This is a genomic window from Nonomuraea sp. NPDC048826, assembly GCF_043198225.1.
Classification (GTDB): domain Bacteria; phylum Actinomycetota; class Actinomycetes; order Streptosporangiales; family Streptosporangiaceae; genus Nonomuraea.
In genome coordinates, this window is sequence record NZ_JBICUQ010000031.1 from 1 (window position 1) to 1,155 (window position 1,155).

General features: G+C 70.3%; 1 protein-coding gene. It reads left to right on the forward strand.

The genetic code is table 11. The features are described from left to right. Nucleotides 1-40 precede the first annotated feature (40 nt). Nucleotides 41-1,155, forward strand: a 1,115-nt coding sequence (locus ACGFI7_RS41750; protein WP_393415421.1) for an IS1380 family transposase, incomplete at its 3' end; no start/stop codon positions are given.

The window sequence follows — 1,155 nt, forward strand, 5'->3', positions numbered from 1 at the left end:
CTAAGGCCCCGTCCATCCCAGATCAGAAGGCACTTTCCGAGTGAACTCTATCGCTTCCCGCCGCAAGATCACCGTGTCCGCCGACGGCCGCGGGCTGGTCTCCCATGGTGGCGGTCTGCTGCTGATGCAGACGCTGCACATCACCGGACTGGACAAGGCCCTGTCACAGCAGCTGGAGCGGTGGCGACTCAGCCGCACCGTCCACGACCCCGCAAAAATCATCACCGACCTGGCCCTCACCCTGGCACTCGGCGGAGACTGCCTGGCCGACATCGCCCTGCTGCGCTCCCAACCCGAGCTGTTCGGTCCCGTCGCCTCCGACCCGACCGTCTCGCGCCTGATCGACCGGCTCGCCGCCGATGAGACCCGCGCACTGAAAGCCATCCGCGCCGCCCGCGCCACCGCACGCCAACGCGCCTGGCACCTGGCCGGCGCCCGCGCCCCCGGCGCCGACGGGCAGCCCGTGATCGTCGACCTCGACGCCACCATCGTCATCTCGCACTCCGACAAGCAGCACGCGGCACCGACCTGGAAGAAAAGCTACGGCTTCCACCCGATGACCGCCTTCGCCGACCACCAAGGCGACGGCGGCGGTGAGCCCCTGGCCCTGATGCTGCGGCCCGGCAACGCCGGCTCCAACACCGCCGCCGACCACATTGAGACCACCCAGCTCGCCCTGGCCCAGTTGCCCAAGCACCTGCGGCGCAACGTGCTCATCCGCACCGACTCCGGCGGCGGCACCCACGAATACCTGAACTGGCTCACCCGACCCGGACGCTCGCTGAAGTACTCCATCGGCTTCACCATCACCGACGACATCGCCGCCGCCATCGGCAAGCTCCCGGCCACCGCCTGGACCCCCGCCTACAACGCCGACCGTCAGCCGCGGCCCGGCGCCTGGGTCGCCGAACTCACCGGCCTGCTCAGCCTGACCGGCTGGCCCAAGGGCATGCGCGTCATCGTCCGCAAAGAACGCCCGCACCCCGGCGCCCAACTGCGCTTCACCGATCTGGACGGACACCGCTTCACCTGCTTGGTCACCGGCACCCCCGGCAGCCAACTCGCCGACCTGGAACTACGCCACCGCCGCCGCGCCCGCGCCGAAGACCGCATCCGCGCCGCCAAGGACACCGGCCTGCGCAACCTGCCCCTGCA